This is a genomic window from Variovorax sp. GW821-FHT09D05, from assembly GCF_059416325.1.
The window spans coordinates 78,294-93,158 of sequence record NZ_JBWKOZ010000006.1; the positions used below are offsets into that span (position 1 = coordinate 78,294).

Annotated in this window: 16 protein-coding genes; 6 read left to right on the forward strand and 10 right to left on the reverse strand. The window is 66.9% G+C overall.

Features of this window, described 5'->3' with window-relative positions:
- From AC07O3_RS17310 to AC07O3_RS17325, 4 genes are read left to right on the forward strand one after another with little or no spacing between them, the layout of a single operon-like run.
- Nucleotides 1–1,029: an adenosine deaminase gene (locus AC07O3_RS17310; protein WP_495339916.1), complete on the forward strand. Its 1,029-nt coding sequence runs from the start codon at nucleotides 1–3 to the stop codon at nucleotides 1,027–1,029.
- The gene (locus AC07O3_RS17315; protein ID WP_093051796.1) at nucleotides 1,026–1,859 is read left to right on the forward strand and encodes an ABC transporter ATP-binding protein; all 834 of its coding nucleotides are present in this window, start codon (nucleotides 1,026–1,028) and stop codon (nucleotides 1,857–1,859) included. Before AC07O3_RS17310 ends, AC07O3_RS17315 begins: the two co-directional genes overlap by 4 nt.
- Nucleotides 1,856–2,686: an ABC transporter permease gene (locus tag AC07O3_RS17320; RefSeq protein WP_093050673.1), complete on the forward strand. Its 831-nt coding sequence runs from the start codon at nucleotides 1,856–1,858 to the stop codon at nucleotides 2,684–2,686. The genes AC07O3_RS17315 and AC07O3_RS17320 overlap by 4 nt, the downstream gene beginning before the upstream one ends.
- 34 nt (nucleotides 2,687–2,720) lie before the next feature.
- Complete coding sequence (locus AC07O3_RS17325; protein WP_495339917.1) at nucleotides 2,721–3,725, forward strand: isopenicillin N synthase family dioxygenase; 1,005 nt, start codon at nucleotides 2,721–2,723, stop codon at nucleotides 3,723–3,725.
- A gap of 4 nt (nucleotides 3,726–3,729) precedes the next feature.
- Here AC07O3_RS17325 and AC07O3_RS17330 read toward each other — a convergent pair whose 3' ends face one another.
- From AC07O3_RS17330 to AC07O3_RS17360, 7 genes are all read right to left on the reverse strand, one after another.
- Entirely contained in the window at nucleotides 3,730–4,677 is a 948-nt protein-coding gene (locus AC07O3_RS17330) for a LysR family transcriptional regulator (RefSeq protein ID WP_495339918.1), read from the reverse strand.
- A 100-nt stretch (nucleotides 4,678–4,777) separates the two neighbouring features.
- Nucleotides 4,778–5,566 carry an enoyl-CoA hydratase-related protein gene (locus AC07O3_RS17335; protein WP_495339919.1) on the reverse strand — a complete coding sequence of 263 codons (789 nt, stop codon included), beginning with the start codon at nucleotides 5,564–5,566 and terminating at the stop codon, nucleotides 4,778–4,780.
- 2 nt (nucleotides 5,567–5,568) lie between these two features.
- Complete coding sequence (locus AC07O3_RS17340) at nucleotides 5,569–6,399, reverse strand: SDR family NAD(P)-dependent oxidoreductase (RefSeq protein WP_440531941.1); 831 nt, start codon at nucleotides 6,397–6,399, stop codon at nucleotides 5,569–5,571.
- Between the two features lie 25 nt (nucleotides 6,400–6,424).
- The gene (locus AC07O3_RS17345) at nucleotides 6,425–6,844 is read right to left on the reverse strand and encodes a MaoC family dehydratase (protein WP_440531942.1); all 420 of its coding nucleotides are present in this window, start codon (nucleotides 6,842–6,844) and stop codon (nucleotides 6,425–6,427) included.
- A gap of 18 nt (nucleotides 6,845–6,862) precedes the next feature.
- A complete protein-coding gene (locus AC07O3_RS17350; RefSeq protein WP_495339920.1) occupies nucleotides 6,863–7,303 on the reverse strand; it encodes a MaoC family dehydratase N-terminal domain-containing protein in 441 nt (146 codons plus the stop codon).
- Nucleotides 7,304–7,316: 13 nt separating this feature from the next.
- A complete protein-coding gene (locus tag AC07O3_RS17355; protein ID WP_495339921.1) occupies nucleotides 7,317–8,501 on the reverse strand; it encodes a lipid-transfer protein in 1,185 nt (394 codons plus the stop codon).
- 40 nt (nucleotides 8,502–8,541) lie between these two features.
- A complete protein-coding gene (locus AC07O3_RS17360; RefSeq protein ID WP_495339922.1) occupies nucleotides 8,542–10,101 on the reverse strand; it encodes a long-chain-fatty-acid--CoA ligase in 1,560 nt (519 codons plus the stop codon).
- Nucleotides 10,102–10,212: 111 nt separating this feature from the next.
- Between AC07O3_RS17360 and AC07O3_RS17365 the strand changes: the two genes are divergently transcribed.
- Together AC07O3_RS17365 and AC07O3_RS17370 are read left to right on the forward strand one after the other, a co-directional pair.
- On the forward strand, nucleotides 10,213–11,238 hold the full coding sequence (locus tag AC07O3_RS17365) for an AraC family transcriptional regulator (protein WP_495339923.1): 1,026 nt from the start codon (nucleotides 10,213–10,215) through the stop codon (nucleotides 11,236–11,238).
- A gap of 49 nt (nucleotides 11,239–11,287) precedes the next feature.
- The gene (locus tag AC07O3_RS17370) at nucleotides 11,288–11,869 is read left to right on the forward strand and encodes a GbsR/MarR family transcriptional regulator (RefSeq protein WP_495339924.1); all 582 of its coding nucleotides are present in this window, start codon (nucleotides 11,288–11,290) and stop codon (nucleotides 11,867–11,869) included.
- Between the two features lie 11 nt (nucleotides 11,870–11,880).
- Here the strand turns inward: AC07O3_RS17370 and cydX are convergent, their stop codons facing one another.
- The 3 genes from cydX to AC07O3_RS17385 are packed head-to-tail and all read right to left on the reverse strand — an operon-like array spanning nucleotide 11,881 to nucleotide 14,821.
- Nucleotides 11,881–12,030: a cytochrome bd-I oxidase subunit CydX gene (gene cydX, locus AC07O3_RS17375; RefSeq protein ID WP_093050704.1), complete on the reverse strand. Its 150-nt coding sequence runs from the start codon at nucleotides 12,028–12,030 to the stop codon at nucleotides 11,881–11,883.
- Between the two features lie 20 nt (nucleotides 12,031–12,050).
- A complete protein-coding gene (cydB, locus tag AC07O3_RS17380) occupies nucleotides 12,051–13,205 on the reverse strand; it encodes a cytochrome d ubiquinol oxidase subunit II (protein WP_495339925.1) in 1,155 nt (384 codons plus the stop codon).
- Complete coding sequence (locus AC07O3_RS17385) at nucleotides 13,202–14,821, reverse strand: cytochrome ubiquinol oxidase subunit I (RefSeq protein WP_093050710.1); 1,620 nt, start codon at nucleotides 14,819–14,821, stop codon at nucleotides 13,202–13,204. Before AC07O3_RS17385 ends, cydB begins: the two co-directional genes overlap by 4 nt.
- Nucleotides 14,822–14,865: the final 44 nt, after the last annotated feature.

Consider the following 14,865-nt stretch of genomic DNA (forward strand, 5'->3'; position numbering starts at 1 on the left):
ATGACGCCCGAACAATTCGTCGCGGGCCTGCCCAAGGCCGAACTGCACATGCACATCGAAGGCTCGATCGAGCCCGAGCTTTTCCTGCGGCTGGCCCGGCGCAACGGCGTGGACATCCGCTGGCAGACGGAAGAAGAGCTGCGCGCCGCCTACCGCTTCACCGACCTGCAGGACTTTCTGAACCTGTACTACGACGGCTGCCGTGTGCTCGTCCAGCCGCAGGACTTCCACGACGTGACGCGCGACTACCTGCGCCGCGCGCATGCCGATCGCGTGCTGCATGCGGAAATGTTCCTGGGCGTGCAAGGCCACACCAGCCGCGCAGTGCCGCTGGCCGTGGTGATGGAAGGCGTGCTCGGCGCCATGGAAGCCGCGCAGGCCGAACACGGCATCAGCTCGGGCCTGATCGTCGTCGTGCAGCGCCACCGCAGCGAAGACGAGGCGCTCGCCCTTCTTGACGACCTGCGCCCCTGGTACGACCGGCTGCTGGGCTTCGGCCTTGGCGGTGCGGAGCTGGGCAACCCGCCCTCGAAGTTCGCCGAGTTCTTCCGCCGCTGCCGCGAACGCGGCTTCAAGGTGGTGGCGCACGCGGGCGAGGAAGGCCCGGCCGCCTATGTGCGCGAAGCGGTCGAACTGCTGCAGGTGCAGCGCCTGGACCATGGCAACGCCTGTCTCGACGACCCTGCGCTCGTCGCGCAACTCGCGCAGCAGCGCATTCCGCTCACGGTGTGCCCGCTGTCCAACCTCAAGCTGCAGCTGGTGCCTTCGATGGCCGCGCACCCGCTGCGCAGGCTCATGGACGCAGGCCTGTGCGTGACCGTCAACTCGGACGACCCCTCCTACTTCGGCGGCTACGTCAACGACAACTACCTTGCGTGCCAACAGGCGCTCGGCCTCGGGCGCGACGACATGGTGAGCCTGGCGCGCAACAGCTTCGAGGCTGCCTTCATCACGCCGCTGCAACGCAGCGCCGCGCTTCGCGCCATCGATGCATGGGTGGCCCACGGCGCGGAGCAGGCACCGGCATGAACGCAATCGTTCAATTTCCGCCGAGACGGACGACGCTGCAGGAGGCATCGGGCGCCGTACCGGCGTTCCGCTTCGAAGGCCTGCACAAGACCTTCCGATCTAAGGATGGCGCGGATGTGGTCGCGCTGCATGACGTGAGCTTCAGCGTCGAACGCGGCGAGTTCGTCACCGTGGTCGGCCCGAGCGGCTGCGGCAAGAGCACCTTGCTGCGCATCCTGGCCGGCCTCGAGCGCGCGAGCCGCGGTACGGTCGAGCTCGGCGGGCGGCGCCACACCGGGCCGAGCCGCGATGTGGGCGTGGTGTTCCAGGCGCCCGTGCTTCTGCCGTGGCGCAACATCCTTGACAACGTGCTGGTGCCCGCGCAGATCCAGGGACGCGACCCCAAGGTCGCGCGCGAACGCGCCCTCCACTACCTGCATCTGGTGGGGCTGGCCGGCTTCGAGACCAAGTACCCCGGCGAACTCTCCGGCGGCATGCAGCAGCGCGTGGGCATTGCGCGGGCGCTGGTCAACGACCCGATGCTGCTGCTGATGGACGAGCCCTTCGGCGCGCTCGATGCCATGACGCGCGAGACCATGAACGTCGAGCTGCTGAAGCTGCGCGAACGCACCGGCGCCACGATCATGCTCGTGACACACAGCATTCCGGAAGCCGTGTTCCTCGGCGACCGCGTGATCGTCATGTCGCCGCGGCCCGGGCGCGTCACGAAGGTCATCGACGTCGACCTGCCAGCCGCCCGCACGCTGGAGCTCATCAACACCGAAAGATTCGGCAGCCATGTCCGCGACATCCGGACCAACCTGAACGCCAGTGGAGGGCTCGACGGATGAGCACCGCGAACACCGAAAACATCGACTTCGAGCCGCCCGCGCCGTGGCTCACCCCCGCACGGCGCAAGGCGCTGATCGTGGCCGTCTTCGTGGCCGTGATTGCCGCATGGCAGCTCGTGGTGAGCGCGCTGGGCATCTCGCACCTGATCTTCCCGGGGCCTGCGGGCGTGGCCCGCTCCATCTATGACGTCTTCCAGTCGGGCGAGGTGTGGCCGCACCTGTGGGTGACGCTCTACGAGATTCTTGCGGGCTTCGCGCTCGGCGCGTTCGCGGGTTTCCTGCTCGGCGCGCTGATCGGCCAGAGCGCGCTGCTCGAACTGGTGCTCTACCCGTACGTCGTCGCGTTCCAGACCGTGCCCAAGGTGGCCGTGGCGCCGCTGTTCGTGCTGTGGTTCGGCTTCGACACAACGTCGAAGGTCGTGATCACCGCGACCATCGTGTTCTTTCCGGTGCTCGCCAACACGATCGTGGGGCTTCGCTCGGCGCCCAGGGATCAGATCGACCTGATGCGCGCATTCACGGCGTCTTCCTGGCATGTGTTCCGCATGGTCCGGCTGCCGCACGCGCTGCCTTATGTGTTCGCCGGGCTGGACATCGGCATCGTGCTGGCCGTGATCGGCGCGATCGTGGGCGAGTTCGTTGGCGCCCAGGCCGGGCTGGGCTATCTCATCCTGCAGCGCAACTTCTCGATGGACGCGGCGGGCATGTTCGCGATCCTCATCGTTCTCTCGGCCATCGGCATCGTGCTGCACGGCCTGATGAAGGCGATTGCGCGGCGCGTGGTGTTCTGGGCGGACGCGTTCACCGACCTGTCTCGCGGCACATGAAGCAACAACACAACCCCTACAAAGGAGCAACGCAATGATCCAAGACGAACAGAAGCTCGAGGCACCCCGCAGGGCCTCCGCGCAGGAAATGCCGATTCTCGACCTGGGCCCGTGGCTGGCCGGCGGCCCGATCGGGCCGGTGGTCGATCAGTTCAAGGCCGCATGCACCAACACCGGTTTCTTCTATGTCAGGAACCACGGGGTGCCGCAGGCCATGATCGACACCGTGTTCGACGCCACCCGCCGCTACATGTCGCTGCCGATGGAGGAGCGACTGAAAGACCGCATCGACGAGCGCTTCCGGCGCGGCTTCATGCCCATGGGCGTCACGCAGCATCCAGGCCACAAGCCGGACCTGAAGGAGAGCTACGAACTCGGCATGGACCTGCCGCTGACGGACCCCGACGTTGCGAACGGGCGGCCGCTGCACGGCCCCAATCGCTGGCCTGCGGACAAGCCCTGGCTCGAGCCCGCGGCCATGGCGTACTTCAACGCCACCATCGAGCTCGGCCGCAACCTGCTGAAGATCTTCGCCTCGGCCGTCGGCAAGGATGAAGGCTTCTTCCTGCAGTACGCCACCAAGCCGATGGTGCAGTCGCGACTCTTTCACTACCCGCCGCAGGAGTCGTTCACCAACCTGGAACTCGGCGCCGCCGCGCACACCGACTACGGCATGCTGACCGTGCTGGCGCAAGACCCTATCGGCGGCCTCGAACTGTGCACACGCGGTGGGGAATGGGTGGCCGCGCCCTACGTTGAAGGAACGCTGGTCATCAACCTGGGCGACCTGGTGAAGGTGTGGACCAACGACGTCTACGTGTCCAACAGGCACCGCGTCGCGAACCGCACGGGCAAGGAGCGCTACTCGATCCCCACATTCTTCAACCTCGACTACGACACGCCTGTGGCTTGCCTGCCCGAGTTCGCGCCCGGCGAAGGCGAGCCCAGCCATGCGCCCATCAAGTCGGGCGACTACCTGGTGCGACGGTTCGCGGCCGTGCAGAAGTACAAGACGCCTGCGGAGTTGGCCGCGGGGTAAGGCTTCAGGGCCTCGCGGCGGGGCGGCCCTGTTCGGCACGCTGCTCCGCCTCTTCCAGCGCAACCGTGAGTTCCGAGAGAAATGCAGCCACCGGTATCGGCAGGCTGCGGCCCTTGTGCACGCACAGCGCCAGGCGCTGCGGCCTGGCGCGCGGGTCTTTCAACGGCACATAGGAGCCAGCCCTGGGACGCCCGAACGGGTCTTCCAGCGGCGTGGTCGTGAACGTGAGGCACATGCCCTCTGCCGCCACGTTGCGCATGAGCTCGTAAGAGTTGGTCTCCAGCGCAATGCGCGGCCGGATCTTCGCCTTCGCGAGCATCTCGTCGTACTGCTGCTTGGCCCACAGCGACGAATCGAGCGACGACAGGCTGTACTCGGCGCAATCCGAAAGCCGCAGCGACTTGTAGCCCTCGAGCGGATGCCCGGTGGGCACCAGCACATAGAGCGGCAGCAACCGCGTATAGACCATCGAAAGATCCTGGAATGCGATGTCGCCGAAGGTGAAGCAGGCGTCGAGGTCGTCTTCGAGCAGCATCTCCGCCAGCGTGGGACTGCCGCTGACCTTCACGCTGAACGAGATGCCCGGATAGCGCTTGGCAAAGCCGGAGAAGAACTGCGGCATGAAGTCGCGCGTCAACGATTCGGGCATGCCGAAATTGACGTGGCCCCGCTTGAGGCCCTGCAGCGCCTCGATCTCGGAATGCAGCCGGCCGGACTCCTTGACGACGTTCTTGTGATAGCGCATCAAGATCTCGCCGGCCGCCGTGAGCTTGACCTTGCCGCGCCCCTGGCGCCGCTCCAGCAAGGGTGCGCCCAACGAGTCCTCGAGCATGGCGAGTTGCCTGCTGATGGCGGATGCCGCGACGTACAGGTTCTCGGAAGCCGCCCTGATCGAACCGGTGCGAACGACTTCGGCGAAGTACCGAAGCGAGGTCGTGGAGACAAGACTCAAGAAGAAACTCCGTGGGCTGGGCGCAAAGCAAAAGCGCCGCGGAGATTCTTGCACGCATCCCATCCGCATGGCGCGGCGAATGCGATGCAGACGTCGTGCCTCAGCGACCGGTGAAGCGCGGCGCGCGCTTGGCTACGAACGCCGCCACGCCCTCGCGCGCATCGGCGCTGCCGGCACGTTCGCGCAGCAGCTTCTGCTCCAGCGCCAGATGCTCATCGAAAGGCCGGCCCGGCACACCGGCGCACAGGGTCTTGATGGCCGCGAACGATCCGCTCGCGCCATGGGCGAGCCGCGTGACGAGTGCTTCGGCGGCGGCTGCGAGTTCAACATCCGCGTAGAGCGCATCGACGGCGCCCCACGCCAGGCAGCGCTGGCTGTCGACGGCATCGCTCAGCATCAGCAATTGCTGCGCACGCACCGGCCCCACGCGGCGCGCGAGGAAGTACGAGGCGCCCGCATCCGGCGACAGCCCGATGGCCGCGTAGCCCGTGCGCAGCTTCATCGATTCGGCGGCGAGCACGAAGTCGCCGCACAGCGCGAGCCCCACGCCGGCGCCGCCCACCGCTCCGTTCACCGCCACGACCAGCGGCGCCGGGTTGTTCGACAGGCGCAGCAATGCCGGATGCAGGCTGTCCAGCATCTCGCTCACCAGCTCGGGCAACGCTTCGCCGGCTGCCACGAATTCATCGATGGCGCCGCCGGCGCAGAACACCCGGCCCTCGCCGGTCAGCAGGATGACGCGCGGCTTCTGCGCCAGCACTTCGTCGATGGCCCGCACCAGCGCGCGCCCGTTCGCCAAGCCAAGGGCATTCGCGCGTTCGGGCCGCTTCAGCACGATGCGGCCGATGCCCTCCTCCACGCCCCAGGCAATACCTTCGCTGATGTTCATGCTCAGACCCCCGTGAGCCCGCCGGTGCACATCAGCGTCTGCCCGCTCACGTAGTCGGATTCGGGCGCGCACAGCAGGTACACCGCGCCTGCGGCTTCTTCAGGCGTGCCGCCGCGTCCCAGCGGAATGGACTGCTCCATCATCGCCAGCAGCCCCGGGTTGATGCCCACCTTGATCTCGCGGCCCTCGATGTTCGCAGTGGTGGCTTCGGCGGTGCTCGCGGTCAGCCGCGTCTGGATGAAGCCGAAGGCCACGCAGTTTACGGTGACGTTCATGCGGCCCCACTCCTTGGCCAGTGTCTGCGTCATGCCGACGATGCCGGCCTTGGCCGCCGAGTAGTTGGCCTGCCCCGCGTTGCCGAACAGCCCCGCCACCGACGAGATGTTGACCACCTTGCGCACAACGCGCTGGCCCGCCTCGGTCTCGGACTTCGACAGCGCGCGGATCACCGGCTGCGCCGCGCGCAGGATGCGGAACGGTGCCGTGAGGTGCACGTCGATCATGGCGTACCACTGCTCGTCGGTCATCTTCTGCACCACGCTGTCCCAGGTGTAGCCGGCGTTGTTGACGATGATGTCGAGACCCTTGAATTCGTTCACCGCCGTGCCGACGAAGCGCTCGGCAAAGTCCGGTGCGGCCACGCTGCCGACGCAGGCCACCGCTTCTCCGCCGGCAGCACGGATGGCCTGTACGGTCTCTTCAGCCGGCCCGGCATCGAGGTCGTTGACGACGATGCGCGCACCTTCGGATACGAGCTTGAGCGCGATGGCCCGGCCGATGCCGCGACCCGAACCTGTGATGAGGGCGACCTTGCCGCCGAGCTTGAGTGTCATGTCTCTATTCTTTCTTCGGTTGATCTCAGCGCAGCGCGACGAGCGCCTCGCCCGCAATGCGCGTCTGCCCATACTGGTTGGCGCTGAGCACCTCGACGCGCACGCAGCGCTCGCCGTTGTGCTCGAGCTTCTCGACCACGCGCCCGCTGCACCGCACCGCATGCCCCAGGTGCGTGATGCCCTGGAAGCGCACGTCGAAACGGCGCAGTTGCGATTGCGGCGCCCACTGCGTGATCAGCCGGCCGAGCCAGGCCATTCCCAGCATGCCCTGCGCGAACACGTCGGGCATGCCGGCCTTGCGCGCGAAATCGGTGTCGATGTGAATGGGGTTGTGGTCCCCCGAGGCGCCGGCGAACAGCGCGAGCGTGGTGCGGTTCACAGGCGGCAGCTGCAGCGAGGGCAGCTCGTCGCCGATGTTCACGGCGTCGTAGTTCAAGGCATTCATCGGTGCGGGTTCCTTCCTTCAGTGGCGGCAGACGATCACCGTGCGCAGCTCGGCCACCAGTTCGTCGCGCTGGTTGGTGGCGCGCGATGTCTTGATGACGAATTCGAGCGCACCGTTCTTCTTGTCGTAGATGTCGGTGATGGTGGAGCGCACCGTCACCGTGTCGCCCACGCAGGCCGGCCGGTGGTAGCTGAAGCCCTGCTCGCCGTGCAGCAGCTTCGACAGCGGAATCTGCAGGTCGGCCAGCAACCGGTCGGACGCACCCGAGTCGAGCTCGGCCGCGAACAGGAAGGTCGGCGGTGCGGGCAGGTCGGGGTAGCCGGCATCGCGCGCGGCGGCGGCATCGGTGTAGACGGGGTCGGTCTCGCCGATGGCCTTGGCGAAGAATTGCAGGCGGCTGCGCTCGATGGGCAGCACCGAAGACGGCAGCTCGTGGCCGATCCATTTCTTGTCGATCATCGGGTGGCCTTTCTCAGACGCGCTCGTAGAGCGTCACCACGCAGGCGCCGCCCAGCCCGAGGTTGTGCTGCAGTGCCATCCGCGCACCCTCGACCTGCCGTTTGTCGGCTGTGCCCCGAAGCTGCTGGACCAGCTCCGTGCATTGCGCCAGCCCCGTGGCCCCGAGCGGATGCCCCTTCGACAGCAGCCCGCCCGACGGATTGGTCACCACCTTGCCGCCATAGGTGTTGTCGCCATCGACCACGAACTTCTCGGCGCCGCCCACCGGGCACAGGCCCAGCGCCTCGTAGCTGATGAGTTCGTTGTGCGCGAAGCAGTCGTGCAGCTCGACCACGTCCACGTCTTGCGGGCCGACGCCGGCCGCGTCGTACACCTTCTGCGCGGCCTCCTGCGCCATGCTGAAGCCGACCACCTCGCGCATGTCGCGGCTCTCGAAGGTGATGGGCCGGTCGGTGGTCATGGCCTGCGCCTTGATACGCACGCTGCGGTCCAACCCGTGGCGTTCGGCAAAGCGGGCCGAGCACACGACGGCCGCGGCTGCGCCGCAGGTGGGCGGGCAGGCCATCAGCCGCGTCATCACGCCGGGCCACATGACGGGCGCGGCCATCACTTCATCTTCGGTGACGACGGTGCGGAACAGCGCCACCGGGTTGTTCGACGCATGGCGGCTGGCCTTGGCGCGGATCTTCGCGAAGGTCGACATCTGCGTGCCGTACTGCTGCATGTGCGCGAGCCCTGCACCGCCGAAGTAGCGCAGCGCGAGCGGCACCTGCTCGTTGCCGACCAGCTCATCTGTGATGCTTTCGAAATGGTCGAAGGGGCTGGGCCGGTCGTTGAACACCGCGCCGAGCGCGCCAGGGCTCATGTGCTCGAAGCCGAGCGCCAGCACGCAGTCGGCGGCGCCGCTGGCCACGGCCTGGCGCGCGAGGAACAGCGCGGTCGAGCCGGTGGAGCAGTTGTTGTTGACGTTGACGACCGGAATGCCCGTCATGCCCACTTCATACAGCGCGCGCTGGCCGGCGGTGGAGTCGCCGTACACGTAGCCCACGTAGGCCTGCTGCACCAGCTCGTAGCCGATGCCGGCGTCTTTCAGCGCCGCATTCGTGGCATGGGCGGCCATCTGCGGATAGGGCTGGTTCGCGCCCGGCTTGGTGAACGGGATCATGCCGACCCCGACGACATAGACGTCTTGACTCATGAGAGGCTCCTTGGAGGTTCGAATAAGAAAACAGACAGGCTCAGGCTACGCCTCGCTGGCGGTCTTGCCAAAAGGGTTCGCGCAGCTTCGTCTTCAGCACCTTGCCGGCGCCCGACAGCGGCAGCGCGTCGAGGATGGCCACGCTGCGCGGGCACTTGTAGTTGGCAATCAGCGTCTTGCAGTGCGCGATCAGCTCCTCTGTCTTGATTGCCTGCCCCGGCTTGAGCACCAGCGCGGCATGCACCGCCTCGCCCCACTCCTCGCTCGGAATGCCGATGACAGCGCAGGCTGCCACCGCGGGATGCTGGTTGATGGCGTTCTCTACCTCGGCCGAATAGACGTTCTCGCCGCCGCTGATGATCATGTCCTTCAGCCGGTCGACCACGAAGATGAAGCCGTCGTCGTCCATGTAGGCGCCGTCGCCGGTGTGCATCCAGCCGTCGCGCAGCGCAGCCGCCGTCTGCTCGGGCTTGTTCCAGTAGCCCTGCATCACGTTGGGGCCGCGCACGGCCACTTCGCCGACGGTGCCGCGCGGCACCTCCTTGTCGTCGGCATCGACCACGCGCACTTCCATGCACACGGCGGCGCGGCCCGCCGAGCGCAGCTTGCCGTGCTTGCGGCCTTCGGCCGTGTGGAAGTACGCGGGGTTGAGCGTGGCGATGGGCGACAGCTCGGTCATGCCATAGGCCTGCACGAACCCGACACCCGGAAAGGCCTCCATCGCGCGGTTCAGCACGGCTTCGGAGATTGGCGAGGCACCGTAGGTGATGTTCTTCAGGCTGCTCAGGTCGCGCGGCTCCCGCATGGCGGGGTGGTCCACCAGCATCTGGATCATGGTGGGTACCAGCAGCAGGCTGGTGACGTGGTCGCGCTCGATGGCGTTGAGCACGCCCTCGGGCGTGAACATCGGAATGATCGCGTGCGTGTTGCCCGCAAACCAGTGCGGCGTGGCCAGGCCCATGTCGGCCAGGTGGAACATCGGCGCGGCATGCAGGTAGCAGCCGCCGGCCGGGGCCAGCCCTTCTGCCTGCGCCGCGAGCGCCGAGCTGCAGATGTTGGTGTGGCTCAGCATCACGCCCTTGGGGAAACCGGTGGTACCGCCGGTGTAGAAGATGCCGGCCAGGTCTTCGCCGCGGCGCACGGCATCAGGCACCGGCTGGGCGGCGTCGATCAGGCCTTCATAGCTGTGCATGCCGGGCGGCACCGGGCCGTCTCCGCAGTAGACGACTTCGCGCAGGCTCTTCGATTGGCCGCGCATCTGCTCGACCACCGGCCGGAAGGTCTCGTCGACCAGCAGGATGCTGGAGCCCGAGTCTTCCAGCGAGTAAAGAATCTCGGCAGCCGACCAGCGGATGTTGCAGGGGTTGAGCACCCCGCCGCCCCAGGGTACGGCCATCTGGTACTCGAGATAGCGGTCGGAGTTGAGCGACAGCATGGCAACGCGGTCGCCCGCCTGCATGCCCAGCCGCTGCAGCGCACCGGCCAGGCGTGCGACCCGTTCGGCAAAGTCGCGGAAGCTCCGTGCACGGCCGGCAAAGCGCACGGCGATGGCATCGGGGCGCTGCTGCACGGCCCGGTGAAGGCCCTGGGTGAGGTACATGGGTTTGTCTCCGTCTCGTTCTTGTGTAGCCGCATGGTAGAAATCCGGCGGCTGCCCGGCGATTGCACTTCGCTTCGATCGCATGGCAGAAAACGTCAATCGACAGGACTCATGCTGCAACCGCCCGTCACCATTCCGATCGCCTTCGTCCACGGCATGCTGTCGGGCATTCGTGCGCGCGGCGGCGAAGCGCCGATCGATATCGACATGGCACTGGAAGACGCGGGCATCGCCCCCGCCCTGCTCGACGAGACCGGCGCGCGCATCACGGCCGAGCAGTACGTGGCGCTGTTCGCACTGCTGATGGACCGGATGGACGACGAGGCACTGGGCTTTCTCACCCGGCGCCTGCGCCGCGGCAGCTTTGCGCTGATGACGCGCTCCACGCTGGGCGCGCGCACCTTCGAGGTGGCACTGCGCCGCGTGGCCCACACCTTCAGCCTGCTGCAGGACGACCTGTCGCTGGTGCTGCTGCACGAAGGCCCGCTCGCGGGCTTCGGCGTAAGGCTGAACATCCAGCCCGCCACGCACCAGAACTTTCTGCACGAGCTGATGCTGCGGGTGTACTGGCGGCTCTTCGCATGGCTGCACGGCGGCCGGCTGGTGGCGCGCCGCTTCGACTTCGGATTCGAGCTGCCGCCCTATGCGGACGGCTACGCCAAGGTGTTCCCGGGGCCGCTGCAGTTCGGCCAGCCACTGTCGGCCGTGTGGTTCGACGCCAGCGCGCTCGACACGCCGGTGCACCGCGACGCACAGGAGATGCAGGTTTTTCTGGCGGCCGCGCCAGCCAACGTGATCCTGCCGCGGCTGGCCGAGCAGGCCGTGAGTGCGCGGGTGCGTGCGGTGCTGCAGCAGCACCGCCCGGCATGGGCCGACCTGGCGACCACGGCGAGCGTGCTGCACATGTCGGTCAGCACGCTGCAGCGGCACCTGGCGACCGAGGGCACCTCGTTCCAGGCGCTGAAAGACCAGTTGCGGCGCGACCTCGCCATCGTGCGGCTCAACACCAGCACCGTGCCGCTCGCGGTGCTGGCGGAGGAGCTGGGCTTTGCCGACAGCGCGGCGTTTCAGCGAGCCTTCAAGGCATGGACGGGAGGCGCGCCGGGGTCGTACCGGCGGCGCGCGCCAGCGGATTGAGTTTTCAGGACTTTCCGAAATTACAGCCATCCGCGCGACAATCCGGCGCATGGCAACCTCCTCCGATCTCCCTCCCCTCAACCGCCAGTTCGTCGCCCATTTCGGCGAGATGGGCAGCAAGTGGGGCATCAACCGCACCGTCGGGCAGATCTACGCGCTGATCTTTTTGTCGGAGCGCGCGCTCAACGCCGACGAGATCGCCGAGCTGCTCGAGTTCTCGCGCTCGAACGTCAGCATGGGCCTGAAGGAGCTGCAGGCCTGGCGGCTGGTGCACCTGCGGCATCACCCGGGCGACCGGCGCGAATACTTCGAGGCGCCTTCGGACGTGTGGGAAATCTTTCGCGTGCTGGCCGAGGAGCGCCGCCGCCGCGAGATCGAGCCCACGCTCTCGATGCTGCGCAACGCCCTGCTCGAATCGCCCACGAGCGACGCCGAGCGCCACGCGCAGGATCGCATGCGCGAAATGCACGATCTGATCGACCGGCTGATGAAGTGGTTCGACGACGTGCAGCGGCTCGCGCCCGAGACCGCCATGAAGCTCATGGGCATGGGCGCGACCGTGACGAAGGTGCTGACGCTCAAGGACCGCATCACCGGCGGCGCAGCGTCGAAGAAGAAGGCGGCCGAATAGGCCTGGAGCCTCTAGAGCCGCTCCTGCCCCGCCGGCGGCTCGGGCGTTCCGAGCTTGGCCTTGCGCACGGCCTCGTCGTCCATGAGTTCGTACCACATCGCATTGAGTACGGCGAAAGCGGCTGCCAGCGGCAGGCCGAGGATCCAGGCGAAGTACCACATCTTTTTTCTCCTCTGTTCGTTCAGTAGGCGTGGCCGCTCTCGTCGCGGATGGCCTGCTCGTCGACCTTGCCCCACAGCACGTGATAGACCCAGCTGGTGTAGGCCACGATCAGCGGAATGAAGAAGGCCGTGACCACCAGCATGATGAACAGCGTGAGGTGGCTCGACGACGAGTCCCACACCGTGAGGCTGGCGCGCGGATCGATCGACGACGGCAGGATGAACGGGAACATCGACGCTCCCACGCTGAGGATGATGCCGGCGATGCCGAGCGCCGCGGTCAGCAGCGCGAGCACCGGGCGGCGCAGCGCGAGCCCGAGCAAAGCACCCAGCGCGCCGACGAAGCCGGCCGCCGGTGCAGCGAGCGTCCACGAGTGCGCCGCGTAGTTGACGGTCCATGCGCCGGCGTGCAGCTCGACTGTCTTCAGCATCGGGTTCGACGGCCCCACCGCATCGACCACGCTGCTGATGCGGTAGCCGCCGATGCTCGTTGCCAGCAGCACACCGGCCAGTGCGTACAGCGCGATGGTGAGCACGGCGGCGACCATGCCGTAGGTGCGTGCACGCTCGGCCACCGGCCCGGCCGTCTTCAGCAGCAGCCATGCCGCGCCGTGCATCACGAGCATTGCCACCGACACCAGACCGCACAGGATCGCGAACGGATTCAGCAGGCCGAAGAAGCTGCCGTCGTAGAAGATGTGCATGTCGGCACTGAAGCGGAACGGCACGCCCTGCAGCACGTTGCCCACGGCCACGCCGCAGATCAGCGCGGGCACGAAGCCGCTGAAGAACAGCACCCAGTCCCAGCGCGTGCGCCACTGCGGCGACTCGCGCTTGCTGCGGAACTTGAAGGCCACGGGCCGCAGGATCAGCGCCGTGAGAATCACGAACATCGCAAGGTAGAAGCCCGAGAAAGACACGGCGTACAACTGCGGCCACGCCGCGAAGATCGCGCCGCCGCCGAGGATCAGCCACACCTGGTTGCCTTCCCACACCGGGCCCACGCTGTTGATGACGACGCGGCGTTCGATGTCGTTGCGCGCGGCAAAGGGCAGCAGCATGCCGCTGCCCAGGTCGAAGCCGTCGGTCACGGCGAAGCCCACCAGCAGCACGCCGATCAGCAGCCACCAGATGATGCGCAGGGTGTCGTAGTCGAGGAGTGTGTGGAGGATCATGCTGCGCTCCCGGTGGAAGGAGAAGGAATGGCCGCGCCTGCGTGGGCCGGCGGAATGTGCGAGAGCGTGTCGCCCTCGTCCGGCGCATGCTCGGCTTCAGGCCCCTTGCGGATGGCCTTGAGCATCAGCTTCATCTCGATGATGAGCAGCGTGGTGTAGATCGCGATGAAGCCAGCGAGCGTGAGCAGCAGCGTCTTCACGCCGAGGTTCGACACAGCTACAGCCGTCGGCAGCACGCCTTCGATCACCCACGGCTGGCGGCCGAACTCAGCAACCAGCCAGCCCGACTCGATGGCGATCCACGGCAGCGGGATCGCGAACACGGCGAGCTTCAGCAGCCAGCGGTAGCTGTCGAGCTTGCGGCGCGCGGAGAGCACGAAGAAGGTGCCCGTCAGCAGGATCAGCAGCATGCCGATGCCCACCATCACGCGGAACAGCCAGAACAGCGGCGCCACCTGCGGCACGGTGTCCCATGCGGCCTTGGTGATCTGCTCGTCCGTCGCTGTGCGCGGATCGTCCACGTAGCGCTTGAGCAGCAGCGCGTAGCCCATGTTGATGCCGTTGTCCTCGAAGTCCCCGCGCACGCCCTGCGTCACCTTGCCGGTGCCGCCTGCCTCACGGATCTTCTGCAGCGCGTCGTACGCCTTGAGGCCTTCTCGGATGCGGGCTTCAGCGCGCTTCACGAGCTCGTCGATGCCGGGCATCACTGTGTTGAGCGAGCGCGTGCCGATCAGGCCCATCACCGCGGGGATGTGGATGGCGTAGTGCGTCTCGCGCGCCTCCTGGTCGGGGAAGCCGATGACGGTGAAGGCGGCAGGCGCGGGTTGCGTTTCCCACATGGCTTCGATGGCGGCCAGCTTCATCTTCTGGTGCTCGCCCGAGAGGTAACCGCTCTCGTCGCCGAGCACGGCCACCGACAGCGCGGCGGCCAGGCCGAACGAGGCCGCGACCGTCATCGAGCGCTTGGCCAGTTCGAGGTGACGGCCCTTGAGCACATACCAGGCCGACACGCCCAGCACGAACACGGCGGCGCACACGTACCCCGCCGACACGGTGTGCACGAACTTGGCCTGCGCCACCGGGTTGGTCAGCACCGCGAAGAAGTCGGTCACTTCCATGCGCATGGTCTGCGGGTTGAAGGCCGCGCCCACGGGGTTCTGCATCCAGCCGTTGGCAATGAGGATCCACAGCGCCGAGAAGTTGGAGCCGATGGCCACGGCCCATGTCGAGATCAGGTGGCCCACCTTGGAGAGCTTGTCCCAGCCGAAGAAGAACAGGCCGACGAAGGTGGCCTCCATGAAGAAGGCCATCAGCCCCTCGATGGCCAGCGGCGCGCCGAAGATGTCGCCGACGTAGTGGCTGTAGTAACTCCAGTTCATGCCGAACTGGAACTCCATCACGATGCCGGTGGCAACGCCCATCGCGAAGTTGATGCCGAACAGCACGCCCCAGAATTTCGTCATGTCGCGCCAGATCACGCGGCCGGTCATCACGTAGACCGTCTCCATGATGGCGAGGATGATCGAAAGCCCGAGCGTCAGCGGCACGAACAGGAAGTGATACAGCGCCGTGACGGCGAACTGCAGGCGCGATAGCGCGACGATGTCGAGGTCCATGGGGGTTCTTCCTTTTGGGTTGCCTGTTTTTTCTTTGTAAGTGT